Annotated in this window: 21 protein-coding genes; 7 read left to right on the top strand and 14 right to left on the bottom strand. The window is 70.8% G+C overall.

The genetic code is table 11. The features are described 5' to 3' along the window. The first annotated feature begins 332 nt into the window (after positions 1 to 332). Positions 333 to 1679: a threonine/serine exporter family protein gene (locus tag AC3A5R_RS21330; protein ID WP_487622782.1), complete on the top strand. Its 1347-nt coding sequence runs from the start codon at positions 333 to 335 to the stop codon at positions 1677 to 1679. 73 nt (positions 1680 to 1752) lie between these two features. Here the strand turns inward: AC3A5R_RS21330 and AC3A5R_RS21325 are convergent, their stop codons facing one another. The 5 genes from AC3A5R_RS21325 to AC3A5R_RS21305 form a co-directional block, all read right to left on the bottom strand. Further along, complete coding sequence (locus tag AC3A5R_RS21325; RefSeq protein WP_487622781.1) at positions 1753 to 3093, bottom strand: M20/M25/M40 family metallo-hydrolase; 1341 nt, start codon at positions 3091 to 3093, stop codon at positions 1753 to 1755. Between the two features lie 6 nt (positions 3094 to 3099). Beyond that, positions 3100 to 3543: a hypothetical protein gene (locus tag AC3A5R_RS21320; RefSeq protein WP_487622780.1), complete on the bottom strand. Its 444-nt coding sequence runs from the start codon at positions 3541 to 3543 to the stop codon at positions 3100 to 3102. After that, entirely contained in the window at positions 3540 to 5003 is a 1464-nt protein-coding gene (gene gadC, locus AC3A5R_RS21315; RefSeq protein ID WP_487622779.1) for a glutamate/gamma-aminobutyrate antiporter GadC, read from the bottom strand. The genes AC3A5R_RS21320 and gadC overlap by 4 nt, the downstream gene beginning before the upstream one ends. A 150-nt stretch (positions 5004 to 5153) precedes the next feature. Next, entirely contained in the window at positions 5154 to 6290 is a 1137-nt protein-coding gene (locus AC3A5R_RS21310; protein ID WP_487622778.1) for an aminopeptidase P family protein, read from the bottom strand. Between the two features lie 112 nt (positions 6291 to 6402). Then, complete coding sequence (locus AC3A5R_RS21305; protein ID WP_487622777.1) at positions 6403 to 7683, bottom strand: threonine/serine exporter family protein; 1281 nt, start codon at positions 7681 to 7683, stop codon at positions 6403 to 6405. Between the two features lie 423 nt (positions 7684 to 8106). On the opposite strand from AC3A5R_RS21305, the gene AC3A5R_RS21300 reads away from it, so the two are divergent. After that, the gene (locus tag AC3A5R_RS21300; protein WP_487622776.1) at positions 8107 to 9195 is read left to right on the top strand and encodes a peptidoglycan-binding domain-containing protein; all 1089 of its coding nucleotides are present in this window, start codon (positions 8107 to 8109) and stop codon (positions 9193 to 9195) included. A 46-nt stretch (positions 9196 to 9241) separates the two neighbouring features. Further along, positions 9242 to 10402 (top strand): AI-2E family transporter, encoded by a 1161-nt coding sequence (locus AC3A5R_RS21295; protein WP_487622775.1) that lies wholly within the window; start codon positions 9242 to 9244, stop codon positions 10400 to 10402. Positions 10403 to 10506: 104 nt separating this feature from the next. On the opposite strand, the gene AC3A5R_RS21290 is transcribed toward AC3A5R_RS21295, so the two are convergent. From AC3A5R_RS21290 to AC3A5R_RS21265, 6 genes are all read right to left on the bottom strand, one after another. After that, the gene (locus AC3A5R_RS21290; RefSeq protein ID WP_487622774.1) at positions 10507 to 11142 is read right to left on the bottom strand and encodes a response regulator; all 636 of its coding nucleotides are present in this window, start codon (positions 11140 to 11142) and stop codon (positions 10507 to 10509) included. Beyond that, the gene (locus AC3A5R_RS21285) at positions 11139 to 12419 is read right to left on the bottom strand and encodes a sensor histidine kinase (protein ID WP_487622773.1); all 1281 of its coding nucleotides are present in this window, start codon (positions 12417 to 12419) and stop codon (positions 11139 to 11141) included. The genes AC3A5R_RS21290 and AC3A5R_RS21285 overlap by 4 nt, the downstream gene beginning before the upstream one ends. A gap of 9 nt (positions 12420 to 12428) precedes the next feature. Next, the gene (locus AC3A5R_RS21280; RefSeq protein ID WP_487622772.1) at positions 12429 to 14570 is read right to left on the bottom strand and encodes an MMPL family transporter; all 2142 of its coding nucleotides are present in this window, start codon (positions 14568 to 14570) and stop codon (positions 12429 to 12431) included. A gap of 81 nt (positions 14571 to 14651) precedes the next feature. Beyond that, positions 14652 to 16364 carry a DHA2 family efflux MFS transporter permease subunit gene (locus AC3A5R_RS21275; RefSeq protein ID WP_487622771.1) on the bottom strand — a complete coding sequence of 571 codons (1713 nt, stop codon included), beginning with the start codon at positions 16362 to 16364 and terminating at the stop codon, positions 14652 to 14654. Positions 16365 to 16367: 3 nt separating this feature from the next. After that, entirely contained in the window at positions 16368 to 16859 is a 492-nt protein-coding gene (locus AC3A5R_RS21270) for a DUF2871 domain-containing protein (protein ID WP_487622770.1), read from the bottom strand. 190 nt (positions 16860 to 17049) lie between these two features. Next, entirely contained in the window at positions 17050 to 17259 is a 210-nt protein-coding gene (locus AC3A5R_RS21265; protein ID WP_487622769.1) for an ACT domain-containing protein, read from the bottom strand. A gap of 599 nt (positions 17260 to 17858) precedes the next feature. Here AC3A5R_RS21265 and AC3A5R_RS21260 point away from each other — a divergent pair. Beyond that, positions 17859 to 19244, top strand: a complete 1386-nt coding sequence (locus AC3A5R_RS21260) for an NAD-dependent malic enzyme (RefSeq protein ID WP_487622768.1) — start codon at positions 17859 to 17861, stop codon at positions 19242 to 19244. 6 nt (positions 19245 to 19250) lie between these two features. Here the strand turns inward: AC3A5R_RS21260 and AC3A5R_RS21255 are convergent, their stop codons facing one another. Further along, positions 19251 to 19658, bottom strand: coding sequence for an LbetaH domain-containing protein (locus tag AC3A5R_RS21255; protein WP_487622767.1), 408 nt, complete (start codon positions 19656 to 19658; stop codon positions 19251 to 19253). 110 nt (positions 19659 to 19768) lie between these two features. Beyond that, positions 19769 to 20872, bottom strand: coding sequence for a hemerythrin domain-containing protein (locus tag AC3A5R_RS21250; protein ID WP_487622766.1), 1104 nt, complete (start codon positions 20870 to 20872; stop codon positions 19769 to 19771). A gap of 87 nt (positions 20873 to 20959) precedes the next feature. On the opposite strand from AC3A5R_RS21250, the gene AC3A5R_RS21245 reads away from it, so the two are divergent. Next, positions 20960 to 21970 (top strand): aldo/keto reductase family protein, encoded by a 1011-nt coding sequence (locus tag AC3A5R_RS21245; RefSeq protein WP_487622765.1) that lies wholly within the window; start codon positions 20960 to 20962, stop codon positions 21968 to 21970. 86 nt (positions 21971 to 22056) lie between these two features. On the opposite strand, the gene AC3A5R_RS21240 is transcribed toward AC3A5R_RS21245, so the two are convergent. After that, on the bottom strand, positions 22057 to 24000 hold the full coding sequence (locus AC3A5R_RS21240; protein WP_487622764.1) for a hypothetical protein: 1944 nt from the start codon (positions 23998 to 24000) through the stop codon (positions 22057 to 22059). A 240-nt stretch (positions 24001 to 24240) separates the two neighbouring features. Here AC3A5R_RS21240 and AC3A5R_RS21235 point away from each other — a divergent pair, with 240 nt between their 5' ends. Both AC3A5R_RS21235 and AC3A5R_RS21230 read left to right on the top strand, forming a co-directional pair. Further along, complete coding sequence (locus AC3A5R_RS21235; protein WP_487622763.1) at positions 24241 to 25896, top strand: NERD domain-containing protein; 1656 nt, start codon at positions 24241 to 24243, stop codon at positions 25894 to 25896. A gap of 79 nt (positions 25897 to 25975) precedes the next feature. Beyond that, a complete protein-coding gene (locus tag AC3A5R_RS21230) occupies positions 25976 to 26404 on the top strand; it encodes a hypothetical protein (protein ID WP_487622762.1) in 429 nt (142 codons plus the stop codon). Positions 26405 to 26632 lie beyond the last annotated feature (228 nt).

The following is a 26632-nucleotide window of genomic DNA, read 5'->3' as shown; positions in this document are numbered from 1 at the left end:
GGCCAGTGTCCTTCCGTCAAGCGCGTCACCCCAAACCACGGACGCCCGCCTGCCAGGCCTGCTCGACCGCGTGCTTCTCGGCCGCGACGACAAGGCGCTCGATGGACTCGCCGTGTGCGAGGGCGCCCGCGTACCCCTGCAGGGGGCTATCGCCGTGTGTCATCCGCGTCCCACGCAGGGAGATCGCTGACATCGGCTCGGCTCACGGGCATGGCGCCCTGCTGGGCGGCCCCTCATCCGCTGCGGGCGATCAGAGCGGCGCATGCTGGTGGCAGTGTGGAGCCGTGGCTCCTGACGGAAAGCCGGCAACGCCAGTAGGGCAGTCTTCTGGTATGCCGCGCCGCGAGGTCACGTTCAGGCAGCGTGCCTGGGCACGCATCGCGGAGATGGCCGCGCGCCGGATGGCACCTCTGGCCGCCGCTCCGGTGCCTGAGCCCGAGGCAGTTCCTGCCCCGCCACCCGAGGCCGTGCTCGACCTGCTGCGGCATCTGGGAGTCGCCATGTCCCGCGCGGGAGAGCCTGCGGACCGTGTCGCCCTGATCCTGGGGCGGGTCGCCGACGTGTACGGCGCGACGGGGGTGACCTTCTTCGTGGTGCCGACGGGGGTCCTCGTGCGCATCGATCTGGGGACCTCGAGCAGTGTGGACTTCGAGACCGGAGACAGCAGCCCCCTGCGTCTGGACCAGGTGGATGCGCTGTACCGGCTCATCGACGACATTCGCTATGGGCAGGTGAGCGCCGAGGCGGCGATGGCGCGCCTACAGGAACTGTTGACGGCCGCGCCGAGGTTCGGCGCCGTCGTCGCCGTGCTGGGCGGGGGAGTCCTCACCGTCGGTCTGGGGCTCATGCTCAACCCCACGGCCGGTATGCTGCCGGCGTTCCTGGCGTTGGGCTTCCTCGTGGGGCTGCTTCGCTGGTGGGCCGATCGCGAGCCCATCCTGACGCTGGTGCTGCCGGTCGTCGCCGCCGTGGCCGTGACGTGGGTCGTGTTCGCATGGCTGGCGCCCGCCCTCGACGTCGAGGCGCTGCACATCGTCATTCCTGCCCTCGTCACCTTCCTGCCGGGGGCGGCGCTGACGATGGCGACGGTCGAACTGTCGACCGGCGACATGCTCGCGGGGTCGGCGCGACTGGTCTATGGCCTGGAACGGCTCCTGCTGCTGAGCTTCGGGATCGCCGTGGGGGTCCAGCTCGCCGGGCGGCCACAGTCATCCCCACCGGGCGGGTCGGCCCTGGGTGCGTGGGCTCCGTGGCTCGGGGTGCTCATCTTCGGGCTGGGTCAGTACATCGCCTCGTCAGCGCCCCGACGCACTCTCGGGTGGTTGCTGGTCGTCCTGTACACCGCCTACGGGGTGCAGGCGCTCTCGGGCCGCCTGATGGGCTCCCTGGGTGCCAGCTTCCTGGCGGCGGCGGTGGTCTTGCCGGTGTGCTATGGGATCCAGAGCCGTCGAAGCGGGCCACCGGTCCCGGTCACCTTCCTGCCGACGTTCTGGCTGCTGGTGCCCGGGGCGCTCGGGCTGGCCGGCGTCGCGCAGATCGTCGGCGCCGACCAGGCGGCCGGCCTCGGCGACTTCCTCAACGCCCTCCTGTCGATCGTCGCCATCGCGGTCGGTGTCCTTGTCGGCTCGGGAATCTCCGAGCGGATCGGACGGACGACCTCGACCTGGAGGGGGATCTAGCCGGACTCACCGGGCCGATGCCGGCCCAGACAGCCAGACCAGACAGCGGCTGACGCAGCAGCCCGCTCCTGCGTCAGCCGGCGCCGAAGCGTCGGAGGAACAGGGCCTCTGCGAGAGCCAGGTCAGCGATCTCCCGGGGGTTCACGCTCTCGTTGGGCGCGTGTATCAGGGCCTGCGGCTCTTCGACGCCCATGAGGATCAGCTCGGCGTCGGGGTAGGTCTCGGCGAACACGTTGCAGAGGGGGATCGAGCCGCCCTGGCCCAGATGGACCATGGGTCGTCCGAACGCCTCTTCCATTGCTGCGCCCATGGCGCGGTAGGCGGGGCCATCGGTACGCGCCTGGAACGGCGACCCGGTTGCTTCCGTCTCGACGCTGACCTGTACACCCCACGGCGCTGCTCCGAGTAGGTGCTCACGGAGGGCCTTCTCGGCGGTGGCCGGCTCGGTCCCGGGAGGAATCCGCAGGTTGAGCCGCGCCCGCGCGTGCGGCGAGATGGCCGCGGCGGAGCCGAGCACCGGCGGGCAGTCGATGCCCAAGATGGTGAGGGCCGGACGTGCCCAGAGCATGTCGGAGACGGTTCCGCTCCCCAGCAGGGCCGCACCCTCGACCAGGCCTGCGTCGGTGCGGAACTGCTCGGGCGGGTAGGGCTGGCCCGGCCAGGCCCGGCCGTGGTCCAGCCCTGCCACGGTGGTGTCGCCTGTCGTGTCGCGCAGCGTGGCCAGCATGGCGACCAGAGCCGCGAGTGCGTCCGGGGCGGCTCCGCCGAACATTCCGGAATGCACCTCCGAGGACAGCGCGTCGACGCTGACCACGACGTTGACCATGCCGCGGAGGCTCACGGTTGCGGCTGGGACGCCGACGGCCGCGTTTCCCGTGTCGCACACGAGGATGGTGTCGGCTCGGAGCAGTTCCGCGTGCTTGGGCACGAAGTCCTCGAGGCCGCCGGTGCCCTGCTCCTCCGAACCCTCGACCACGAGCTTGAGGTTGACCGGCACCTCGTCACCGAGGGCCCGTAGGGCGGTGAGGTGCATGACGATGTTGCCCTTGCAGTCCGCCGCTCCGCGCCCGTACCAGCGTCCGTCGACCTCGGTGAGCGCGAACGGCGGAGTGCGCCAGGCGTCCTCGTCGAGCGGTGGCTGGACGTCGTAGTGGGCGTAGAGCAGGACGGTCGGGGCGGACTGGTCCGCGCACGGGCGTGAGCCGACGACCGCCTGGCTGCCGTCTGCCGTCTCCTCCAGGTGGGCGTCACGGAAACCTTCCTCGATGAAGGCATCCACGACCCACTGGGCGGCACGCGCGCACGCTTCCGGCGGGTACTGCCGCGGATCGGCGACCGACGGGATCGCCACCAGCTCGGCGAGGTCCGTTCGCGCGCGTCCCATCAGCCCGGTCACCCGGTCACGTAGGTCCACGCGTCATCAGCTCTTCACGGTGTCGCCGAGGTTCAGGCTGTTGACGAACTCCTGGAAGGTCGGCACGTCGCCAGGGCAGTAGACCTTCATGATGAGCAGCTGGGCGCCCACGACGCGTCGGTCCGCGATGACCGGGCGCATGCCGGGTCCGGCGGCGCCGTTCATGAGCTGCTGCGCCAGGACTCCCCGGCGAAGGGCCCCGTTGGGGTCGTCACACACGGAGCCGCCGTCGTTGCCGAAGAGTCGCACGAGCGTTTCCTGGCTCGGTGCGCGGGCGCCGGCGGCGGTGAGGGCGGCGGTGAGCTGGACGGCCTTCTGCTGCGCCTCCTGGGAGGTCTTCCCGGAGTGGAAGGTGAACAACGCGATCACCGCGAGCACCAGCACCACGGCCCCCATGACGATGTACGTGGTCCGGGTCTCCTTGTCCGAGGAGGTTTCCGTGACGGTCATGACTGGCTCACCTCCGACGCCTCTGGTTGCTTCCAGGACGGCTTGCGTGACCGGTAGAAGAGGAACGGCACCAGCAGGCCGAGGCCCAGCGCTCCGCCGGCGACGATGAGGAGGTACAGGGCCGGGCTGCCGGACTCGAACTGCGAGGGGGGGATGAACCCGATGAGCAGGGCAGCCAGCGAGGCCGCGAAGCCGACGCCGCAGAGGGCACCGAGGATCGGGGCGCGGTAGCCACGGACGTGGTCAGGGTCGTTGCGGCGCAATCGAACTGCGGCGACGAACATCAGCAGGTACATGATGAGGTAGACCTGCGTGGTGATGACGGAGAAGATCCAGTAGGCGCTCGAGACGTTGGGGATCAGGGCGTAGCCGAGGCCGATGACGGTCGTCACGATGCCCTGGGCGACCAGGATGTTCTGCTGCACGCCGTTCTTGTTGAGCTTCTGCAGCACCGGGGGCAGGTAGCCCTCCTGACGCGAGATGAGCAGCAGCCCCTTGGACGGCCCCGCGAGCCAGGTGAGCATGCCACCGAGTGATGCGGACACCAGCATGATCCCGAAGATCGGGGTGAGCCACTGGGCGCCGAAGTTGGCCAGGACGGCGTCGAAGGCCTGCATCACCCCGGCGGTGAGCGACAGCTCTTCGGCCGGAACGATCCAGGCGATGGCCAGGGCCGGCAGGATGAAGATCACCAGGACCAGCCCCATCGCCAGGAACATCGACTTCGGGAACTCCTTGCCCGGGTTCTTCAGGCTGCCCACGTGCACCGCGTTCATCTCCATGCCGGAGTAGGACAGGAAGTTGTTGACGATGAGGACCAGGCTCGAGAGCCCGGCCCAGACCGGGAAGAAGTGGGCTGCGTCCATGGGAGCGGCCGACGGGTGGCCCTGGCCGAGGAACACGGCCCCCAGGGTGACGAGGATGGCCCCGGGGATCAGGGTGCCGATGACGAGACCCGCACTGGCCAGGCCTGCCACTCCCTTGGTGCCACGGGAGGAGACCCAGACGCCGGTCCAGTACACGACGACGATCACCAGTGCCGTCCAGACGCCGTTGGAGGCCAGCGCCGGGTTGATGACGTACGCCAACGTGCTCGCGACGAAGCCGAGCAGGCTGGGGTAGTAGAAGATCGTCATCGCGAACTGGCACCAGACCGCCAGGAACCCCATCGGTTTGGAGATGCCTCGGGCCACCCAGTTGTAGACGCCGCCTTCCCAGCCGGAGGCGAGCTCGGCCGAGACCAGCGACGTGGGGATCAGGAACACGATGGCCGGCACGACGTAGAGGAAGACGCACGCCAGCCCGTACACGGCCATGGTCGGTGCCGCGCGCAGGCTGGCCACCGAGCTGGTCGTCATCATCGCCAGCGCGATCCACGAGATGTAGGGTGCGGCGGCTGTTCGGGTCTTCGCTCTGTCGACGGGCACCGCCTGACCGCTGGCCCCCTCCACCGTGCTCATCGCGACCACCTCGGGCTCGTCGGGCCAGGTCCCACAGCGACCATGCTGACCACCACCTCATGCAGGGCTGTCTCTCTCGACTGCATCAGGTTGGTACCGCACGCCCGAGACGGCATCACTCGCCGGGAATGATCGGTCCCGACAGGTGGCTCACGTGACGATCCCGAGCCCGTGGTCGGTGTCGTTGAGGCGAGCGACGCCGGAGTCCGTCACCGTCACGATGTCCTCGATGCGCACACCGAAGCGCCCGGGGAGGTAGATGCCGGGCTCGACGGAGAAGCACATGCCGGGTACGAGGGGCTGCTCCTCTCCCTCGACGATGTAGGGCGGCTCGTGCGTCGTGACGCCGATGCCGTGGCCGGTCCGGTGGATGAACGCCTCGCCGTACCCGGCCTCCGTGATGACGGCCCTCGCGGCACGGTCGACGTCCTGACAGGTGGCCCCCGGCCGCACCGCGTCGACCCCGGCCTGCTGCGCGCGGCGCACGACCTCGTGCACGTCCCGGATCTCCGGGGTGGGCTCACCGACGCAGACCGTCCGGGTGGTGTCCGAGCCGTAGCCGTACCTGAGGCCTCCGAAGTCGAGCACGACCGCATCGCCGTCCCGGATGACACGGTCTCCGGCCTCGTGGTGCGGGTCGGCGCCGTTGGGGCCTGACCCGACCACGGTGAAGTCGACCTGCTCGTGGCCGAAACGGCGCAACAGGTCCGCGAGGTCGGCGGCCACGTCGGTCTCCTTGCGCCCGGCAAAGGGGGCCCCGAGGATTCCCCGGTAGGTCGCGTCGGCCGCAGCAGCCGCTGCGGCGAGGCGCGCCAGCTCGTCCGGACCCTTGACCGCCCGCATCAGTGGCAGCGCGTTCGTCAGGGAGCGGTAGGTCGTCCCAGGCATGCGCTCCTGGAGACCGAGCAGGTGGAGTGCCCACGCGGAGTCGGAGATCCCGTAGGCGCCGTCCGGCCGAAGCAGCGGCGCGACCGCCTGGTACGGGTCGGTGGCGTCCGACCACGCGATCACCTCCATCCCCGTGACGCCCTCCGCCTGCTCGGCATCGTGCCGTTCGAGGGCCGGCACCACGAGGGTCGGGTCCCGGTCCGGGCGCAGCACCAGCATCGTCACGCGCTCGGTGATCGCTGTAGGGCGGTAGCCCGTCAGCCAGACCAGGTCAGGACCGGGTGTCACCAGGACACCGGCCAGGCCGTGCTCCGACGCCGCGGCCACGACTCTTCGCGCTCGGGCTCGGTAGTCCTCGGAGGTGAATGGGGCCGGTGCTTCGATGTCACCTGCAGCCATGAGCAGCCTCCGTTTCGCAGCAGCCCCCGTTTCGCGCGCAACGATGGTACGGCTGGTGTGGCTAGCGGGTGCTCACCCCCCACGTATGAGATCGAGGTCCCGGTCACCGTCCTCAGCCCGGCGGCCTCGGGCCGCTCCGTGACGTTTGGGGGTCCGGCAGCCAGCGTCGCCCCACGACGAGGAAGCCGAAGCCGATGCCCAGGGCCACCGTCGGCATCTGCAGGGCGAAGTCGACGAGGTGCCGCACTCCCGTGATCGGGTGACCACCGACGAGCGCGGCGGCCCCGCGCAGGCCCAGACCGCCCACGGTCAGGACGAAGAAGCCGCCGAGCACGACGACGAGACGCGGCGGGCGCCAACGACTGCGCGAGGCCCAGGTCGCGTACGCACCGAGGGCCGCACCGGCCACGAGCGTGCCCGTGACGTCGCCGACCAGCTTCGTGACCGCCTGCTGCAGGAGGAACGTGCCGAGGACGCCGCCCAGGACCCAGCCGAGGTCGGAGGCGCGCGCACGGAACACGAGGGCCAGGCCAGCGGTGAACGGGATCCATGCCAGGAGCACGACGAGGAAGGGCAGCTCGGCGGGGACGCTCTGCTCGGTCAGGGCAGCCGCACCCGCCCCGGCGACCTCGGCGGCGCCGACGATCCCGACCACCATCTGGGCGAGGATGAAGAACGACCACACAACTCGTCCGGTGCCTGAGGTGATCCGGCCTGCGAGCAGCTCGCCGGCACCCGCGGAGAGCGTGTCACCGGGCAGCACGACGAACAACGCCGGTAGCACGACGAGCACCGGCCCGGCGAGGTCGACGATGCCCGGCCGGATCGCGAAGGCGACGCCGGTCAGGACGGCCGCGGAGATCGCCGGCAGCAGCGCGTCGACGGCACGCCCTTCGGCCGCGACGAGCATCACGCCCATGAGCAGCCCCAGTGCCACCGCGGCCGCGACCTCCGAGGTCGTCGCCACGACGCTCGGAGCGAAGCCGCCGGCGAAGAGTGCCACACCGAGAACGCGGGCCCAGCGGCCCAGTGGCGGTGCAGCGACGGCGATGGTCTCGAGCCGCGCCAGCGCGGCCGCGGCCGGCAGCCCTCGCTCGAGGGAGTCGACGACCTCGTGGGCGGCGCTGACCCGATCCAGGCGATTGATGCCCGGCGTCGCGTGCACCACGACCATCCCGCGGTACGTGTCACCCGCGGAGCCCGGCGCCCCCGAGAGCACCAGCTGCTCGGGCAGCGCCAGCAGCTCCAAGCTGGAGCCGAGGGCGGCGGCGCGGCGCAGCTCGCCCTCGACGAGCACCACTCCTTCACCGCTGTTGGCCAGCAGCACCTCCGCGAGGCGGCGTAGCACGTCGAAGGCAACTGTCCCTCCGTCGTGCCTGTCATCGTTGTCCACGCTCGACCCCTATCCGACGCCGGCGACAAGACTTCAGCGCCCCGGCAGGGGCCTGCCCAGGCGACGTGGTGTCGCCCTCCCCCCGACGAGGCCCGGGGCTGCCGTTCACTCGAGGCTAGGAACCGCAACCTGTGCGGGAGATCACTCGAGGGGGGTGAAACGTTGGCGTCCCCGGCGACGGCCACTCGGCCAGGTATCGCTCGCATGGAGGGAGGCGACCGCCCCTGCCCTTCAGTAGGTTCCGATCGTGGGCAGATGTCGTCGATCGGGAGGATCGTCATGGCGCCGGCGTACTCGGGAAATCGTCAGGTGGCCGGGCATGCCCTGAGCCGTCGCTTTCGACGGAACAGCGCGCGGGCCGTCGTGATCGTGGCGGCTACCTGCGTGCTCGTGGGTTGCAGCAGCAGTGGTGCCGACACGGCCGTGAGCGCCGCACAGGCGAAGGTGGACTCGGCCCAGAAGGCCCTCGACGAGGCGAACGCCGCGGCCGCCAAGGCGAGCACGGCGTTCTGCTCGGCGAGCGCGAGCTACATCACGGCCCTGGACCGGTACGGCGACATCCTCAACCAGACGGCGGTGACGGTCGGGGACGTCAAGACCGGAGGAGGCGACCTGAAACGGCCGGGGCAGGACGCCGCGTCTGCAGGTGAGGCCGCGGTCGAAGCTCACCGGGCCGTGGCGCACGCCGAGCAGGAGCTGGCAGCCGCGCAGGCCACCCTGGCCGCGGCCCAGGCCGCGGCGACCGGAGGCACCGCGACTCCATCCGCGGTGACGCCTTCCGCCACCACGTCGACGACCGTAGCCGCGTCCAGTGAGACCGTGGCGCGGGTCCAGCAGGCGGAGGCCGACCTCGAGACGGCGCAGGCCGGAATCTCCGACGGCACCCCCCTGGTGCAGGCCTCGAAGCAGTTCAACAGCGCAGCGGTGGCCCTCGAGATGGCGTGGATCCAGCTGTTCTCGGAGGCCGGCTGCCTGACCGACGAGCAGCAGCAGAAGACCGCGAAGGCGGTGCACGACTACACGAAGGCGTTGCAGGCGGACCTCGCGAAGGCCGGCTACTACAACGGCACGGCCGACGGGGTCTACGGCCCGTCCACCGTGGCCGCCGTCGAGGCTCTCCAGAAGGCTCACGGCCTGCCGGTGACCGGAACGATGGACAAGGCCACCGAGGCGGCCCTCCAGACCGACCTGGCGGCCAAGGGAGGGGTGACGGCACAGGCCGAGGTGGCCTCGACGGCGGCGCTCCAACAGACGTTGAAGCTCGCCGGCTACTGGGACGGCCCGGTGGACGGGCACTGGTCCCCGGCGCTCACCGACGCCCTGAAGAAGTTCCAGACCGAACTCGGCGTCCCCGCGAGCGGTGCGGTCGACGCTGCGACCGTCGCCGCGTTCGAGAAGGCCATCGACAGGGCCGCGCAGACCCCGACCGTCACCGAGACCACGACGATCACCGCGACCGTCACCTCGGCCGTCACCTCGACACCGTCGTCGTCCACCTCGACGCCACCCTGACCGTTCCCGATGACGCCGGACCTTGTCGAAGGGACAGCCTGCCCACGTGACCAAGTCGACCAACGGACGCAACAGCGACTCGCCCAGCGATCCTGAGCGCGCACCCGCGAGCGGGTTCCACACGCCGTCCGGAAGCGAGGCGGTCGAGTCGGCGCGTCAGACGATCGTGACCTTGCGAGTGCCCTCGTGGCTGGAAGCGCTCGGCCGTGGATCCTGGATGGTCCTCGGGATGATCGCGCTGGCAGCCGTGACGGTTTTGCTGCTCGGCGTGATCAGCAGCCTGCTCATCCCGCTCGTGGCGGCGGCCATCATCGCCGCGATCATCGTGCCCCTGGTGGAGCGACTGGTCCGCTGGCACGTCAGCCGTTGGCTGAGCGCCGCGCTCGTCCTTCTGCTCGGTCTGGCCATCGTCCTTGCGGTCGTCGTGGTCGTCGTCAAGGGCATCATCGACCAGGCCGACGAGATCACGGCCCAGGCGACGGCGGCGGCCAGGCAGGCTCAAAGCGCCGAGCCCGCGGTGCCAGACAGCGAGCACCTGGGCACCTTGGTCGGCGCGACGACACGTGTCCTGCTCGGCGGAGTCCTCACCGGCGCCCTCGGGTCGGCGGTCGGGCTCCTCGTCGGCGCGGTCATGGGCGTCTTCATCCTGCTGTTCCTGTTGACGGACTGGTCCGGCATCGTCGGGTGGACCGGTCGCCACGTCGGCCTGCCCGAGCCCTTGGGCGCACGCATGGTCGGCAGCGCGATTCAGGCGTTTCGCGCCTACGCGCGCGGCCTCACCCTCATCGGTGTCGCCAACGCGGCCGTCATCGGTGTCGGCATGCTCCTGTTCAGGGTCCCTCTGGCCGGCACGATCGCCCTCGTGACCTTCTTCGGCAGCTACGTGCCCTACATCGGTGCGTTCGCGAGTGGGGCGTTCGCGGTCGTGATTGCCTACGGCGCGGGCGGCCTACCACTCGCGATCGTCACCCTGGCCATCGTGCTTCTCGCCCAGAACACGTTGCAGAACCTGTTGGAGCCCAAGGCATTCGGGTCACAGCTTCGGCTACATCCGTTGGTCGTACTCATCGTGGTCAGCGCCGGAACGCTTCTCTTCGGCGTGTTCGGTGCCATTCTGGCGGCACCGCTGACGTCCGTTGCGGTGCACACGGCCCAGGATCTCCGCGACGCCGGAGCCTTTGGCGAGCCCACCGAATCGTCGGCGTAGCGGCGAAATGTCATGTTGGCCGGCGAACGGACATCGTTCGACCGATGACAACAAGTGGCCAGCCACACGCCGCAGGGCGCGCCATCTTGGGGCGCCTCGAGGCGCTAGGTCCGGTCGAGGAGCCCGGCGCTGCGGGCGGCCGCGATTGCAGCAGTGCGGCTGTCCACACCGAGCTTGGTGTACGCGTGGTTCAGGTGCGTCTTGACCGTCGCCTCGCTGACGAACAGGACCTTGGCCACCTGCCGGTTCGACAGCCCCTCAGCGACGAGCCGCATGACCTCGAGCTCGCGCGCGCTCAACCCCGCCTTGCGGGTGCGCAGGGTTGCGATCATGCGCTCGGTCATCGACGGGCTCAGGACGGTCTGCCCCCCCGCCGCGGCCTCGATGGCAGCGACGAGCTCGTCGGTGGCGACGTCCTTGAGGAGGTAACCCGATGCTCCGGCCTCGACGGCGCGCACGATGTCGGTGTCGTGGTCGTAGGTCGTCAGGATGAGTACCGCGGGAGCAGGTGGCGTGAAGGAGAGGACGGCTCGGGTGATCGCGACCCCGTCCATGCCGTCACCGAGTCGCAGGTCGCACAGCACGACGTCCGGGCGGTGCTGCGCCGCAGCGGACAGCGCCGTCTGGCCGTCCCCGGCTTCGGCGACGACCTCGACCTCGGGCCGGGCTGCCAGCAACATGCGCAGACCAGCCCGCACCACCGGGTGGTCGTCGACAATGAGGACGCGGACGGGCGTCATCGACCCACTCCCGCGTGCAACGGCACGTGCGCGGTCAACGCGGTGCCCTGACCAGGCGCGGCCTCCACGTCGAGACCGCCGCCGAGCTCGCGAAGCCGTGCCCGCGTGGACGACAGCCCGTAGCCCCCGGCCTCCGGCGCGTGCGGCCCCGAGATGACCGCTTTGGGGTCGAAGCCGATCCCGTCGTCGACGACGTCGAGGCGCACGGAGTCCGTTGTCTCCGACAAGGACACGACGACGCGGGTGGCGTGGGCGTGCCTGCGCACATTGGCCAACGCCCCTTGCAACGTACGGACCAGGGCGACCTCCAGGGCCGTGGGCAGTGCGTCAAGCTGCCCGTCAAGACGCAGGTCGGTGGGGATGCCGGTCTGGTCGGTGAACGAGTCCAGCAGTCGCCGAAGGCTGGTCGGCAGGGTCGCCCCATCGAGCTGGCGTGGCGCCAGCGAGGCGACGACCCGTCGTGCCTCATCAAGGTTCTCGGATGCCGTGGACTGGATGTGACGCAGGAGCTCATGGAGGCGCGTCCGGTCGGTCACGTCCTCGGCGGAGCGAGCCAGCAGCACGATCGAGGAGAAACCCTGCGCCAGAGTGTCGTGGATGTCACGCGACAGACGCGCCCTCTCGCCGAGGGCGCCGGCCTCACGTTCTGTGGCGGCCAGCTGGGCATGCAGCGACTCGGCCTCGGCCTGCGCCTCGACCAGGGAAGCGATGAGGCGTTCGCGTTCGACGCCGTACCGGACGAGCTGCACCTGTCCCCGGGAGACGATGAGGGCGAACAACGCGCCGATCGCCGGCCCGATGACCCCCGCGACCGTGAGCACGCCCAGCGCGTGCCACGGCGCGACCACCACCACGGCCAGCACGACGAGCGCGTACGGCACCGACCAGCGCCACGGGAGAAAGTGCCCGGCCAGCAGCCAGAGGCTGAATGCGACCCAGACGAACTCCGCAGAGAGGGCGACCAGGACGAGCCACAGCGCCGTCAGCCCGAGCAGCCAGACAAGTACGGCTGATCCGGCGCCCGGTGTCGTACCGATGACGCTGCCGGTGCGCATGGTCTCCTGCGAGGGGGGTGCGCCGGGTCCGGCTCCGGCATGCACCCTCCGGCGCCGGGAAGAGATGACGCCGAGGACGTACCAGCCCAGGAACGCGACGGTGAGCGCCACGGCGGAGGCCGGCGATGCCCCGAGCGTGACGGCCCTGACCAGTCCAATGCCGGTCAGGGCCACCAGGAGCAGGTGCTGGAAGCCGGTCAGGAACCGCAGGGCCGAGTCCACATCCCGAACCTACGGCACCGGCCGATTCACGGGGACAGCCTCGGCGCTCGCGAGTTCCTCGCCGGTGACCGCGTGACTCGAGCGGGTCGGCCGCGTCGCGCGGCTCGGGCGCGCGGGCCACCACAGGCGGTCGTTCACGAGCCCGGCCAGCGCCGGCACGAGCACTGTGCGCACGACGAGCGTGTCGAGCAGGACCCCGAGTCCGACGATCAGCCCGAGCTGGCCCAAGGTCACCAGGGGCAGCACGCCCAATGCGGCGAAGACGGCGGCCAAGACGACTCCGGCGCTGGTGATGACCGTGCCGGTCGCCCCGACCGCGCGCACCATGCCGTCCTTCGTGCCGTGCTCGACCGCCTCGTCACGGGCGCGGTGAGCCAGGAAGATGGTGTAGTCGACGCCGAGCGCGACAAGGAACAGGAACGCGATGAGCGGCACCTGCAGGTCGAGCGCCGGCCAGCCCAGCAGGTGCGTGCCCACCCAGGAGCCGGCACCGATCGCGCCCAGGGCGCTCAAGGCGTTGACCGGCAGGAGTATCAGGGGCGCGACGAACGAGCGCAGCAGCACCAGCAGGACCAGCCCTGTGAGCACGAAGACGAGTGGCACGATGAGCCGCAGGTCGGCCTCGTTGCCGGCGCGCGCGTCGACGTCGGTCGCGCCCGGTCCGCCGACAAGCGCGGCCGCGCCCGGGACCTGGTGGACGGCTGCGCGGACGGCTTCGACGCCCTGCCGCGCTTCGGCGGTGCCCGGCGTGGCGTCGCTGATGACGGTGACCACGACGGGTTCGGCGCCTGCGGCGGCGGCAGTGCTTCCCCTGTCGCCGGCAGCCGATGGTGCACCGGGGACGTGGACGCCCGGGACGGTGGCCGCGGCACGGGACACGGCCTCGGCATGCTGACCGTCCGTGATCACGACGGTGGGCTGTGCCGCTCCAGCCGGGTAGTGCTGGGCGAGCACCTGCAGCCCGGTGGCGGACTCCGCCGAGCCTCGGAAACGCTCGGTCTGGCTCAGGCCGAGGCTGGTGCCGAACAGCGCGGTGCCTAGGACCGCGAGCAGGGCCACGGCCGCCGCCGCGATGAGCGCGGGCCGGCGTACGACGCGAGTCGCGACCCGTCCGAAGATGCCGGAGCGGACGTCGCGGCTGCTGCCCGCCTCAGGTGCGAACGGCCAGAAGACGCGACGCCCCGTGACGGCCAGGGCCGCGGGCAGCAGGACGAGCACGCAGACGAGGGTGATGAGTAGGCCGACGGCTGCGGCCACGCCGAGGCCGCGGATGCCCGGGGTGGAGGCGAAGGCGAGACTGGCCAGGGCCAGCACCACTGTGACGTTGCTCGCGAGCACGGCCGGGGTGATGCGTCGCCGAGCGGCAGCCAACGCGGTGAGGTGGTCAGGGTCGGTGTGCAGCTGCTCGCGGTAGCGGGAGATGAGCAGCAGCGCGTAGTTGGTGCCGGCCCCGAAGACGAGGACGCTGACGATGCCGGTGTCGAACTGCAGGTCGAGCGCTGCACCGAGCCGGGCCGTCACAGTGGCTGCCGCCTGGTCGGCGAGGGCGACGACTGCCAGCGGGATGAGCCACAGGATGGGGGAGCGGTAGGTGAGCAGCAGCAGCAGGGCGACGATGCCGACGGTGACCAGCAGCAGGGTCACGTTCGCGCCGTCGAAGGCGGAGGCGATGTCGGCGCCGAACGCTGGCCCGCCGGTGACGAGGACCTGCAACCCGTCCGGGCGCGCGTCGGCGATGCGCTCGCGCAGGGTGGCGATGGTGGTGGCGTTGTCCGTGTTGGACGCTGCGGTCACGATCGGGACCTGGACCGTGGCGGCGAGCTGGTCGGCGGAGCGGGTCGCGCTCGCGGCGGGTTGACCCGGTGCTGTCGGCAGCTGCCGTCCGAGCTCGTTGAGAGCGTGCAGGTCGGTGCTGGTGATCGGGTGGCCGTCCTGGCGGGTGGCGACCAGCAGGACGGGCTGGACCTCGTGCCCGGGCAGGGTCGCCAGGACCCGGGCCGCGCGTGCTGACTCACTGTTCGCGGGCGCTGGCTCAGAGCGCGAGGCGGTGTCGGTGGTCTTCAGGCCGCCGATGACGGCCAGCACGGTGACCAGGCCGAGCACGAGCGTGATCCACGCTCGACGACGGCTGGTTGTCCGGTCAGTGGACACGGTGCTCCTTCAACGAAGGCGCAGCACGACGCTGCGGTGGGGATGAGTGGATGTAGCCACGCCAAGCCGTTGGACCCGGCGTCAGCGGGCCGCCGAAGGCACGGGCTGGGCGGCCGCCGTGGGCTCGCGCGGCTCGGTGGGCTCGATGGTCGGTGCCGGCCCGCCCGCCGAGTCTGCTCGCGCGACGCGTGCCACCCGGACGGCGCCGAGCACGCCAAGGCCCAACAGGACCGTGGCGCTGACGAGGGCAAGGCGGGTGGCGTCGGCGAAGCCGGCCGACAGCGCGTCGGTGACCAGCGGCCCGATGCCGCCGAGACGGCCGTGGGTGCCCTCGGCCCGCAGCAGCGGGATGACTCCTCCGGCGCTGTCGGCGCTGGAGGCTGCCAGCTGCTGCGCGAGCTGGTCCGGCAGCTGGGGGATGCGCGCCAGCCGGTCGGGCAGGACCGTTGACAGGTCGGCTGCGAGCGTGGAACCGGCGATGGCGGTGCCCAGGGCCGAACCGAGCTGGCGTGCCGTGCTCTGTGCCGCGGACGCCGACCCTGACTGATCGGTCGGCACGTCGCCCAGCACGGTGCTGGTCAGCTGCGCCGAGGCCAGGCCGAGCCCGACACCGTAGACGACGAGGGTGGCGGCCAGCGCCCACGGTGACGTGTCCGGCCCGACCAGAAATGCGGTGACCAGGACGCCAGCCAGCTCGAGCGCCAGGCCGAGCACCACGATCACCGGTGCGCGAAGGCGCGTGGCCAGGCGGCGTGCCTGCGCCCCGGACGCGAACGCCCCCAGCGCCATCGCGGCCACGACGACGCCGGTGGCCAGGACGGTCAGGCCGAGCACGTTGACCAGGTAGAGCGGCAGCACGAAGACGAGGGCGAACTCGCCCGCTGCGACGGCGAACGCGGTGACGTTGCCCCAGGAGAACGTGGGCACCGTGAACAGGCGCAGGTCGAGCAGCGCGTCACGGCCCGCGCTGGAGCGGCGCCGCTCCCACACGGCGAACAGGACCAGCAGCCCGACCCCGGTTGCGATCGCCGGCGCCACGGCGCTGACAGGGGCGGTCACCGGCCACGTCAGACCGGCCAGGGTGAAGTCAGAGGTCGGCCTCCACCATCCCAGGGGAGTCCCCTCGATGAGGCCGAAGACGACCAGGGCCAGGCCCGGGCCGCTGGTGAGCAGGCCGCCGACGTCGAGACCTCGGCCGGAGCGGGCACCCTTCGTCTGCGGAACGGTCAGGGCCGTGCCGATGAGGATCAGCACCCCCAGGGGCACATTGACGTAGAAGATCCAGCGCCAGTCGAAGCTCGTCACGAGCCAGCCGCCCAGCAGCGGGCCGACCGCAGCCATCCCGGCCATCACGGCTCCCCAGATACCGAACGCGCGGGCGCGGTCCTTGCCCCGGAACGTCGCGTTCACCGTCGACAGGGTCGCGGGCAGGATCATGGCGCCGCCGATGCCTTGCAGGGCCCGCGAGGCGATGAGCGCTGAACCGGAGCCGGCCTGCCCCGCGATGATGCTCGCGACGACGAACACGACCACACCGACGGCGAACACGGTGCGGCGACCGAGCTGGTCGGCCAGCCGGCCGAACACCAGCAGCAGCGCTGCGAACACCATCGCGTACAGGCTCGAAACCCACTGTGCGTCAGTGAGGTCCAGGTGCAGGTCGCCGATGATGCGCGGCAGGGCCACGCCGACGATGGTGCCGTCGAGAACGATCATCGACAGGCCAGCGGCCAGCACCCCCAGCGCGAGCCACTTCCTCGGCTGCTCGCTCGCAGGCGGTGACACATCCTGCATCGTTCAGGCCTCTGCGCGGGCCGTCGCGGCCGCCGTCCCGGTGCCCGCCGTGAGCACCTGCTGGAGCCGGCGCTCAGACTCGACCTGGCGCACCACGCGCCCGATCCCGACGAACAGCAGCACGAACGCGCCGGTAAGCGTCATGTGACCGAGGCCAGAGACCCCCGCCAGCACCGCACTGTCGGCGGCGTCGTTGCCCAGGACCTGCAGGACGCCCTTGACGAGCATGCCCCCGGTCGTCAGGACCAGGCCCGCCTGCCACACCCAGAAGCCGGCTCGGAACGGGCGAGTCGTCGCAAGCCTGCTCCAGATGCCAGCCAGTGCCAGCAGCACGAGCGAGACGACGGTGCCGAGCGCGAGCGTGTGCGTGTGCACCAGAGCCAGCTGGGTGCCGCCTGCGACATCGTTGAGCTTGGTGAACTCGCGGTAGAAGAGCCCACCGGTGAGACCGACAGCGGTCCAGGCGGCGGCCGAACGGTAAAGCAGGGGAAGCATTTTCGAGACCTCTCATCGACGTGTCAGCAACGTCTTCGACGCTACGGAGCGCCGGCGCCGCCGCCCATCGGCCGGCATCAACCTTTCGGTGGAGCCAGACCACGGGCGATCGCGTCCCGGTCGGCTGAGGAAGCCGCGGCTTGCCCGCGCCGCCCACCGCTCGCCTCGCGGGTTCGGTGGCGCCTGTGGTTCAGTGCTCGACGGACAGGACGCACGGGAGCCGCTCCAGCTGCCGGACCAGCAACGCCGTCATCTCCCGGGTGGCGATGAAGGCGTGTTCGACCTGCCAGGTGTCGTGCTCGTCGGTCAGACGTGCCGTGATCGACTGGGGCGCGCTGCCTCGGTGACGGACGAGCCCGATGACGCGGTTCACGCCGGTCAACCCGTCCCGCACGGTCACGCGAAGGCTGCTCGGGACGGGGGTGCTCTCAGGGGCACCGGTGCTTGTCATCATGGGTTCGTCGGCCGGGGCCGGACGCAGATGGTCACGGACACCTCAGCCGTCTCCTTTCGCGCAGTCCGGCCGAGGGCTCGCTCCGAGCCGGGCGCGCCTGTTCTCAAACCGATGAAGTGGGGGTCGCGCTGCCAGCCACCCGGCTGGGGCTGCCGTGTCGCAGCGAGCGCGGGATCGATCGTTGCCGGGCAAGGCGGCCGAGGCAATCCACTCTTCGATGGATGCTGCCAGGCAGATCGAGCATCCTGTGGGCACCTACCGTTGCCAGATCCGTCTGCTCGTCGATCGGCGCCGGTCGACGGTTGTGCCGGAAGACGTTGACCCGCCGGAGGCCAGCCGTATCTCGTGGGACATCCGCGCCGTCTCTGCGCGGACGAAGTTGTCATCGGTAGGACTCGGTCGTCCTCGGCCGATACGCGCCCGAACGTACGAGCCGATCTCCACGACGCACCTCGCCCGTCGCGGGTGACCTTCCGCCCGGCGACGGGCGCCGGTCCGGGTGGAGGATGGGCTCGTCGCCACCGTCGCTCAGCGAGAGGACTGTCATGGCCATCCCGAGCCCTGGGTACTCGATCACGGTCCGGGTCGAGGTCCCGGCCTCGGCGAACGCGACCGCGGCCCTGACCACGGCCGTCTCCTCGACGGGCGGGGCGCTCACCGCCCTCGACGTCGCCGAGAGCCGCACCGACCGTCTCGTCGTCGACGTCACGTGCGACACGAGGGACGAGGCCCACGGTCACCTCATCACCGACGCCATCGCGTCCATCCCGGGCGCGGTCGTCCACAAGGTCAGCGACCAGACGTTCCTGCTCCACCTCGGCGGGAAGATCGAGGTCAACCCCAAGGTGCCCCTCAAGCACCGTGACGACCTGTCCCGCGCCTACACCCCGGGCGTCGCCCGGATCTGTCGCGCCATCGCCGAGCACCCGGAGGACGCTCGCCGCCTGACCATCAAGCGCAACACGGTGGCCGTCGTCACCGACGGCTCGGCGGTCCTCGGCCTCGGCAACATCGGGCCGCTCGCGGCGCTACCGGTCATGGAGGGCAAGGCGGCGCTCTTCAAGCAGTTCGGCGGTGTCGACGCATGGCCGGTGTGCCTCGACACCCAGGACTCCGACGCCATCGTCGAGATCGTGCGCGCCATCGCCCCCGTCTACGGAGGGGTCAACCTCGAGGACATCTCGGCGCCGCGGTGCTTCGAGATCGAGGCGCGCCTGCGCGACCTGCTCGACATCCCGGTGTTCCACGACGACCAGCACGGCACGGCGATCGTCGTGCTCGCAGCCCTGACCAACGCGCTCCGCGTCGTCGGCAAGCCCATCGAGGACGTACGCATCGTCGTCTCGGGGGTCGGGGCGGCCGGTCACGCCATCATCCGGCTGCTGCTGACCCAAGGAGCCCGCGACATCGTCGCCTGCGGCCGAACCGGCGTGGTCCATGCAGGCACCGAGGCCATGGAGCCGTTCCGCCAGTGGATCGCCGAGCACACCAACCCTCGAGGGGTCAGCGGCAGCCTCACCGAGGTCCTCGCCGGGGCCGACGTGTTCATCGGTGTCTCGGCGCCCGACCTGCTGACCGGCGAGGACATCGCGACCATGGCCGGCGACGCGATCGTCTTCGCGCTCGCGAACCCGGTGCCCGAGGTCGACCCCATCGCTGCGAGCGAGCACGCGGCGGTCGTGGCGACGGGTCGCTCGGACCACCCCAACCAGATCAACAACGTCCTCGTCTTCCCCGGGTTCTTCCGGGGGCTGCTCGACGCGGGGGTGTCCGACATCAGCGACGCGATGATGGTGGCAGCCGCCCGCGCCATCGCCGACACGGTCGAGCCCGGCGAGCTCAACGCGAGCTTCATCATCCCGAGCGTCTTCGACGCCACTGTCGCGCCCGCCGTCGCCGCGGCCGTCAAGCACGTGGTCGAGCCCGCCTGAGGGGCGTCAGGCGGCGTGACGGCCGGTGCTCGAGCGTCGGACGACCGCCCCCGCGGGGATCGTCTCGTCGACGTCGATGCGGACGCCGTCCCACACGTGGGCGCTCGCGCCGACCTTCGACCGGGCACCGATGCGTGCCCCTCGTCCGATGACGGCGCCGCGTCCGACGTGGACGCCCGAGCCGATGACGGCGTCGGCGTGCACGGTGGCACCGGCGTCGATCCAGGCGCCGCTGTGGATGTGGGCGCGCGGGCCGATCGTCGCTCCGCGGTCGACGTACGTGGTGTCGCCGACGTAGGCGGCGGGGTCGACGGTCGCGTGGCGCTCCACGTAGCCGCCACCGTTCTCGTGGCGCGCGTAGTGCAGCATCATGCCGTTGTCGGCCTCGAACTCCTCGTACTTCCTGCGCCTCACGTTCCACCTCTCCTCAGACTGCGGTCCGGTTCCTGCACGTTCATGCCCGGAATCGTCACCTGAGCAACGTTCGAGCCCAGATGAAGATTCCGGACCGCGGCAGCGATCTGTCAGGCCCGGGCGGCCAGGCCACGGACGTCGTGGGTGGCCGTCTCGAGCATGTCCGAGAACGACCCCGTCCGACGCTCCGCTGCGGACGCCTGCTGTCGCAGCGCCTGCACCACGAGCGCGGCGTCCGTCGGGCCGAGGTCCTGGAGCAGGACGGGGAGCTCCCGCTCCTCCTCGGCCCGCGCGTGCTGGGTGATGGCCTCCTCGATGAGGCCGAACTGGGTCAGGAACACGGGGGAGTCCGTGCCGGTGTCCTCGAGCCGCCGGATCTGCTGACCGACACCCTCCTCCTCCGCGATCCGTTCGGCGCCGACGTCAGGGTCCGCCGTCGTCCCGGCACGGGGGTGGAGCAGGACCTCCTCGACGGCCTCGTGCCCGGCCAGGTAGGCGAGCAGCCGGTGGAGCGCGTCGGGCCTGCCGGTGGGGTCGGTGGCGTGCACCGCCGCGATGAGGCGGGTGATCTCGCCGTGCTGGGCGGTGACCGCCTCGAGGACGTCGTGAGCCGTCGTCGGCTCGGGTGCGGGGCGTGGGTCGGTCATCTGCTCGTTCCTCCTTGTCAGGGCGGGGTGGCGGGTCGCGACGCCGCGGGCGCCCGCCAGGTGTCCACCGAGGTAGGCAGCCGCACCGGCGAGGCCCGAGCCCACGAGCGCGAGCGCGACGCCCGATGTGTGCTGACCTCGCCGACGCGTCAGCCACGAGCCCGTGTAGGCGGCGAGCGACGCGGCGTTGAGGGCCGCGTGGACGACTCCGACGCGTCGGTCCCGCTGGCCCGCCGCGTGCCACTCCGTCCAGCCCGACGCGGCCGTCGGCGCTGCGGCGAGCAGCCCGAGCCCGAGGAGCCGCTGGGCGGCATCCCGCGACCGTACGCCGCCGAGCGCGTCGAGCACGCCGGCCGCGGTGAAGAGCCCGATGGGGAGGTCCGTGAGCGCGGGGTGCAGCGCGTGACCGAACCAGCGGCCGCTCAGCACGGACGCCGCGGCTCCGCGGCCGAGCGGTGCCGTGACCCGGGCGGCCAGTGCCGCGGCGCGGTCGAGCCGCGCGTCGTCCTCCAGGGCGACGGCGATGCGGGTCGGCAGCGGGAGTGGCGTCTCTGAGTGTCGTGCCATGACGGTCCCCTACCCACGCGCGTGCCGTCGGCACCGGGCCAGGATGCGGGGCCGGGCGCGTCGAGGCCCGGGCATACGGTGGGCAGCATGAACTTCCGTTACCTCGGCAACAGCGGCCTCAAGATCTCCGAGATCACCTACGGCAACTGGCTCACCCACGGCTCGCAGGTCGAGAACGACGTCGCGACGCAGTGCGTGCGTGCCGCGCTCGACGCCGGCATCAGCACCTTCGACACCGCGGACGTCTACGCGAACACCAAGGCGGAGAGCGTCCTCGGCGACGCCCTCAAGGGCGAGCGGCGCGAGAGCCTCGAGATCTTCACGAAGGTCTACTGGCCCACCGGCCCGGGCGGCAAGAACGACACCGGCCTGTCGCGCAAGCACATCATGGAGTCGATCAACGGCTCGCTTCAGCGCCTGCAGACCGACTACGTCGACCTCTACCAGGCCCACCGCTACGACACCGAGACGCCGCTCGAGGAGACGATGCAGGCGTTCGCCGACGTCGTCCGCCAGGGCAAGGCCCTCTACATCGGCGTCAGCGAGTGGACCGCCGACCAGATCCGCGCCGGGCATGCGCTCGCCAAAGACCTTGGCGTGCAGCTGATCTCGAGCCAGCCGCAGTACTCCATGCTGTGGCGGGTCATCGAGGGCGAGGTCGTGCCGACGTGCGAGGAGCTCGGCGTCAGCCAGATCGTCTGGAGCCCCATCGCGCAGGGCGTGCTCACCGGCAAGTACCAGCCGGGCCAGCAGCCGCCGGCCGGTTCGCGCGCCGCCGACGAGAAGGGGGGCGCGGACATGATCAAGCGGTTCATGAACGACGACGTCCTGACCCGCGTGCAGAAGCTGAAGCCGGTCGCCGACGAGGCCGGGCTCTCGATGGCCCAGCTGGCGGTCGCGTGGGTGCTGCAGAACCAGAACGTCGCGGCCGCCCTCGTCGGCGCGTCGCGACCCGAGCAGGTGGCTGAGAACGTCAAGGCCGCCGGAGTGACGCTCGAGCCCGAGCTCATGGCGCGCATCGACGACGCCCTCGGCGACATCGTCGAGCGCGACCCCGCCCGCACGGCCGAGAACGCACCGAAGACCCGCGTCGCCTGACTGCCTCCGTCACCGAGCACGTACGCCGCCCAGCCGGATTCGCAAGGCTGGGCGGCATACGTGTGTGGGCGGGTGTCAGGCCGCCACTACGGCGTGATCTTCGTCAGACGCGTCGACCAGTTGCCCAGGGACGTCCGCGTGCCGCCGCAGCTGCCGAAGGGCGCTGCGACGTACTGCTGGAAGGTGCAGGTCTGGGCGATGTACTCGGACGCCATCCAGATCGACCGGCCGTCGGTGACGGCGGCGCCGTAGTCGCCCCAGCGAGTGCGGATCGGCGTGCCGACGAACGCCTTGTAGCTGGTGAACCCGTCTGCGGGGCCGAGGCCCTGGCCGACGATGTGAATCGGTCCGACCGTGCCCGTGGACGAGATCGGGACGTACCCCGCACTCGGGTAGTGGCTCGGTCCGGCGACGGTGAAGGCCATGGCGCCCTGCCCGCTGGGCAGCATGGTGATCGCCGGGTAGGTCAGGTCGCTGTCGGCCAGGGCGAGGTAGCCCTGCTTCTTGATGCTCCCGCCGACCTTGCCGGCGCCGTTGATCGTCGGCTGCAGCGAGAACCAGGCGATGCCGGCGCGCAGCTGGCCGTTGACGCGCACCGCGGTGTCGAGGGCACCCCACAGCGCACCGTTGGTGAACCAGGTCTGCTGCATGCGGGTGTCGTTGGCGTCGGGACTCGAGATGACCTCGTTGTGGGCGGGCTCCTGGTTCGGGTCGAAGAAGAACTGCCAGCAGCCGGGCCCGAAGGGGGTCCCGAGCGTCGTGTCGTTGATGCACTCGCCGAGCGGGATGTTCCCGGGCTTCTGCTGCACCTTCGGTGGGAAGACGTACGTCTGGCTCGTGACGGTGCGGCTCGTCACACCGAGGTTGGGCGTGGCCGCGTCGAGCGACGCCGTGTTCGTCAGCGCCCAGAGCCCGATCCGCCTGGCGGTGCCCGTCGGGTTGCCCGTCTCGGAGCCGTCACCGGCGACCGAGCTGAGCATGAACTCGGTGCCGTTGGCGTCGGTGGCGTACTGGTTCGCCGGTGACGTGGCCGGCCAGACCGTGAAGCCGGGTGTGCCCGCGAGGTCGAGGTTCTGGACCAGGGTCACGCCGAGGGACGCCGGGTGCTCGGAGAGCTGCCTCTTGGAGAACGCGAAGACCTGGGCGGCGTTGAAGTTCGGTCCGAAGAGGTCGTACTCGTTGGTCGTGATGTAGATGCCGTTGGCGTCGCCCCCGATGTGCGGGTAGTCCTGGAAGCACGGTCCAGGCGTGGTGCCGTCGGTGGTGCAGTGGTGGTTCGGCGTCCCGTCGGTCCCGTCGTTCTGCGCCGGGACGGAGTAGACGGTCCAGGCTCCCGTCGGGTCCCCGGTGTTCGAGACGGCCACGTCGATCGTGTTCTTGCCGTTGAAGTCACCGTTCGCGTCGACGTCGAGGGTCGTGATGGCCACGACGAACCGGTTGAAGTCGGGGTCGAAGTGGCAGACCGGGTCGATGACGTTGGGGCCGACGACGCCGGTCGTCCTGTTGATGGCCGCCGGGTAGCGGAAGAACGTGTTGAGGTCCTGGACGCCGGTCACCGGCACGGCGTTCGAGTTGTAGACCCGGAGCACGCTGTTGACCGCCTCGACGGTGAAGCCGTTGCCGACGCAGAGGGCCTGGTCGGGCGGCTCGAGCGAGAACTGGTTGCCGCCGTTCGCGAGCCGCTGGTCGCGGTGGTTGAGGCCTTGGATGCTGGCCTGGACGGCCGGGTTGGTGGCCGCGACCGCACTGGATGCCACGACGGGGGCATCGAGCGGGTGCTTGGGAAAGATCCCGCGCTTGAAGTTCGGGTCGGGTCGGGTGGACGGGACGGCAGGACCTTCGTCGTCAGGACCGGCCCGGAGCTCGGGCTGTTGCAGCCCGTCCGCGCCGCTGGCGAGGGATCGGATGGATGTCGAGCCGGTCGAAGGGACCTGGCGGGTGTCAGAAGAGGCGGCGTTCGCGGCTCCTGGCAGACTCAGCAGGGCGGCAGCGATTGCTGCGGCTCCGCCGGTGGCGATGATCTTTCGCATGAGCACCTCCGAGTGGGGTAACTGCACCGACGTGTCGCGCGGGCCTCGCTCGGGTCGTTCATGCATGCGGAGCAGGAAATCCACACGACTTTCGAGCGTACGCTCGCGCTCCCCGGCCGGGAGCGGTTTGGTGGATGTGCCCTCCACGCAGACTGGTTGGCTGCATTTCCCGGTCGACGCGCCGCCGGGCAGACGTCCCGGGTGCAGCATCCTGTTGGCATCGATGGCTAGCCTGCGGCCATGGCACAGGGGGAGGGCGCGCGGTTCGCGCACGAGTCGGAGCGTCTCGTCTGGGAGCGACTCAGTGGCACGGTGGCGGACGGCACGGTGCTGCTGCCCAACCTGAGGCTCACGTCGCAGCGCAAGGACCACGAGCTCGACATCGTCGTGCTCATGCCCGGCCTCGGTGTCGTCGTCGTCGAGGTGAAGGGTGGCAGCGTGTCGGTCGACGCGCAGGGGCGGTGGTGGTCGGGTGGCGGCACCCGGAGGAGCCGTGTGCGCCCCGTCGAGCAGTGCCGCGACGGCAAGTACGCCTTGCGCGAGTTCATCGAGGCCGACCCCCGCTGGAAGAACCATCGCAGCAGGGTGCGCTTCGGTCATGCGGTTGTCGTGCCGTTCACTGACGTCGCCGACGACTTCGCCACCACGGAGTGTCCACGCTGGATGATCAGCGGCAGTAGAGACCTCGACCGCCTCACCGAGCGCGTCCGGGACGTCGCGGCTCGACAGGAGAACGAGCAGCGCGTGCCGACCCAGGACGATGTCGACCTCATTGTCGAGATCCTCACGGGCAGAAGCTTTCCCGCACCTGACATCACAGCGGATGCCGACGACCGCGAGGCGGTCGCGGACCGGCTCACCCAGGAGCAGGCCACGCTCCTGCAGGCCACCCGCCTCATCAAGCGCATGGAGATCCGCGGTGGGGCCGGCAGCGGCAAGACGATCCTCGCGCTGACCCAGGCCAAGGACCTGACGCGTGGCCAGGGCGACCGGCACCCGCAGCGCGTGGCCCTCGTCTGCTACTCCATCGGGCTGTCGCAGTACTTCAAGCGCCAGCTCGAGGGCGTGCCGCGCCGGCACCGGCCGGCCTTCGTCGGCTCCTTCGAGGACCTCGCCAACGAGTGGGGGATCGACACGGCGGCCCACGACCGCAACGACGCCGAGTTCTGGGAGCGCGACCTCGCGAGCCGGATGACGGAGATCGCGACCTCACTGCCCGAGGGCAGGAAGTTCGACGCCGTCATCGTCGACGAGGCGCAGGACTTCGCCGACCACTGGTGGTTCCCGCTCATGAAGGCGCTGCGCGACGAGGACGAGGACGGCCTCTACGTCTATTCCGACGAGAACCAGCGCATCTTCGCGCGCTTCGGCCAGCCGCCGGTGCCCCTCGTGCCCCTGGTCCTCGACCACAACCTGCGCAACACCCAGCAGATCGCCCGGGCCTTCGGACCGCTCGCGCCGATGCGGATGCAGCTGCGTGGTGGCGACGGCGCAGAGGTGACGTTCGTGGCGTGCCCGCGCGAGGAGGCCCTCGGAACCGCTGACGACCAGGTCGACCTCCTGCTCGAGAAGGGCTGGGAGCCGGAGCACGTGGCCCTGCTGACGATGGGGTCGCGCCACCCCGCCCAGGTGGAGCGCCAGGACGCCCGCGGTCACGTCGGGTACTGGAAGTCCTTCTGGGACAACGACGACGTCTTCTACGGACACGTTCTCGGCTGCAAGGGCCTGGAGCGTCGAGCGGTCGTGCTGTGCGTCAACGCCAAGAACACCGAACGGGCGCGCGAGATGCTCTACGTCGGCATGTCGCGGGCCACCGACCAGCTCGTCGTCGTCGGCGACCCGGAGTTCATCCGCGAGATCGGCGGCGACCAGGTGGCCGCCAGGCTCGGGATCTGACCGCCCCCGCCGACGCACAGCCCGAGAGGCTGGGGACAACTCGAGCGGGGCCGCCCCGGTCCGCACCAGCATGACGGGCATGACCTTCGAAGACCTTCCGGACCGTGCCAACGAGATCCCGCTCACCGACCCTGTCGTCGCCGGTGACGTCATCGACCTCATCATCGGTGACGCCGACCGCGCCGGCGGCTGCCTCGCCGTCATGATCTGCGACAGCGAAGACCGTGGCGTCCAGCCCGTCCTCGTCGGCGAGGTGCCCGAGGACGCCGACCCGGGCGGTCTGGTGAACCTTCTTCGCGCTGTCGCCCCGATGCTGCGGGAGTCCGGCGGCTCGGTGCTCGTCGGCCGGGGCCGAGCGCACGGCGTCCGGGCCACCGACACCGACCGGGAGTGGCACGAGGCGACGATCCGGACCTGCCGGGACGCCGGGATGCGGCTGCTGGGGTTCCACGTCGCCACCGCCGAGGGCGTGCTGCGCCTGCCCGACCCGCTGCAGGCAGCGTCCTGAGGGCGCCGCTCGCACAGGCTCCATGCGAAGGCGTTGTGCGCAGGAGCTGCCCGCCGCGACAGGCACGTCAGAACGGTGGCGGTGAGTCGTCGTAGCGGCGGGGCGTCGGTGGTGGTGGGGGAGCTGGCCGGAGGTCCTCGAGCCAGTCCTTGGGTTGGGTGGTGTAGCGGCGGCCGGCGGTGGTGCGCCAGTGCACGCGTGCGTCGTTGTCGCGGGTGGCGGTCCAGT

Source organism: Intrasporangium sp. Soil_C_50 (genome assembly GCF_057656595.1).
Note: the sequence above shows the minus strand (reverse complement) of the source record. Positions and strands in the feature narration are given on the sequence as shown.

Excerpts from the sequence above, each read along its gene's own strand:
- AC3A5R_RS21240 (WP_487622764.1), bottom strand. The coding sequence starts at position 24,000 with ATGCGAAAGATCATCGCCACCGGCGGAGCCGCAGCAATCGCTGCCGCC.
- gadC (WP_487622779.1), bottom strand. The coding sequence starts at position 5,003 with ATGAGCACGGTGGAGGGGGCCAGCGGTCAGGCGGTGCCCGTCGACAGA.
- AC3A5R_RS21290 (WP_487622774.1), bottom strand. The coding sequence starts at position 11,142 with ATGACGCCCGTCCGCGTCCTCATTGTCGACGACCACCCGGTGGTGCGG.
- AC3A5R_RS21320 (WP_487622780.1), bottom strand. The coding sequence starts at position 3,543 with ATGACCGTCACGGAAACCTCCTCGGACAAGGAGACCCGGACCACGTAC.
- AC3A5R_RS21260 (WP_487622768.1), top strand. The coding sequence starts at position 17,859 with ATGGCCATCCCGAGCCCTGGGTACTCGATCACGGTCCGGGTCGAGGTC.
- AC3A5R_RS21235 (WP_487622763.1), top strand. The coding sequence starts at position 24,241 with ATGGCACAGGGGGAGGGCGCGCGGTTCGCGCACGAGTCGGAGCGTCTC.
- AC3A5R_RS21310 (WP_487622778.1), bottom strand. The coding sequence starts at position 6,290 with ATGGCTGCAGGTGACATCGAAGCACCGGCCCCATTCACCTCCGAGGAC.
- AC3A5R_RS21330 (WP_487622782.1), top strand. The coding sequence starts at position 333 with ATGCCGCGCCGCGAGGTCACGTTCAGGCAGCGTGCCTGGGCACGCATC.
- AC3A5R_RS21270 (WP_487622770.1), bottom strand. The coding sequence starts at position 16,859 with ATGCTTCCCCTGCTTTACCGTTCGGCCGCCGCCTGGACCGCTGTCGGT.
- AC3A5R_RS21275 (WP_487622771.1), bottom strand. The coding sequence starts at position 16,364 with ATGCAGGATGTGTCACCGCCTGCGAGCGAGCAGCCGAGGAAGTGGCTC.
- AC3A5R_RS21230 (WP_487622762.1), top strand. The coding sequence starts at position 25,976 with ATGACCTTCGAAGACCTTCCGGACCGTGCCAACGAGATCCCGCTCACC.
- AC3A5R_RS21245 (WP_487622765.1), top strand. The coding sequence starts at position 20,960 with ATGAACTTCCGTTACCTCGGCAACAGCGGCCTCAAGATCTCCGAGATC.
- AC3A5R_RS21250 (WP_487622766.1), bottom strand. The coding sequence starts at position 20,872 with ATGGCACGACACTCAGAGACGCCACTCCCGCTGCCGACCCGCATCGCC.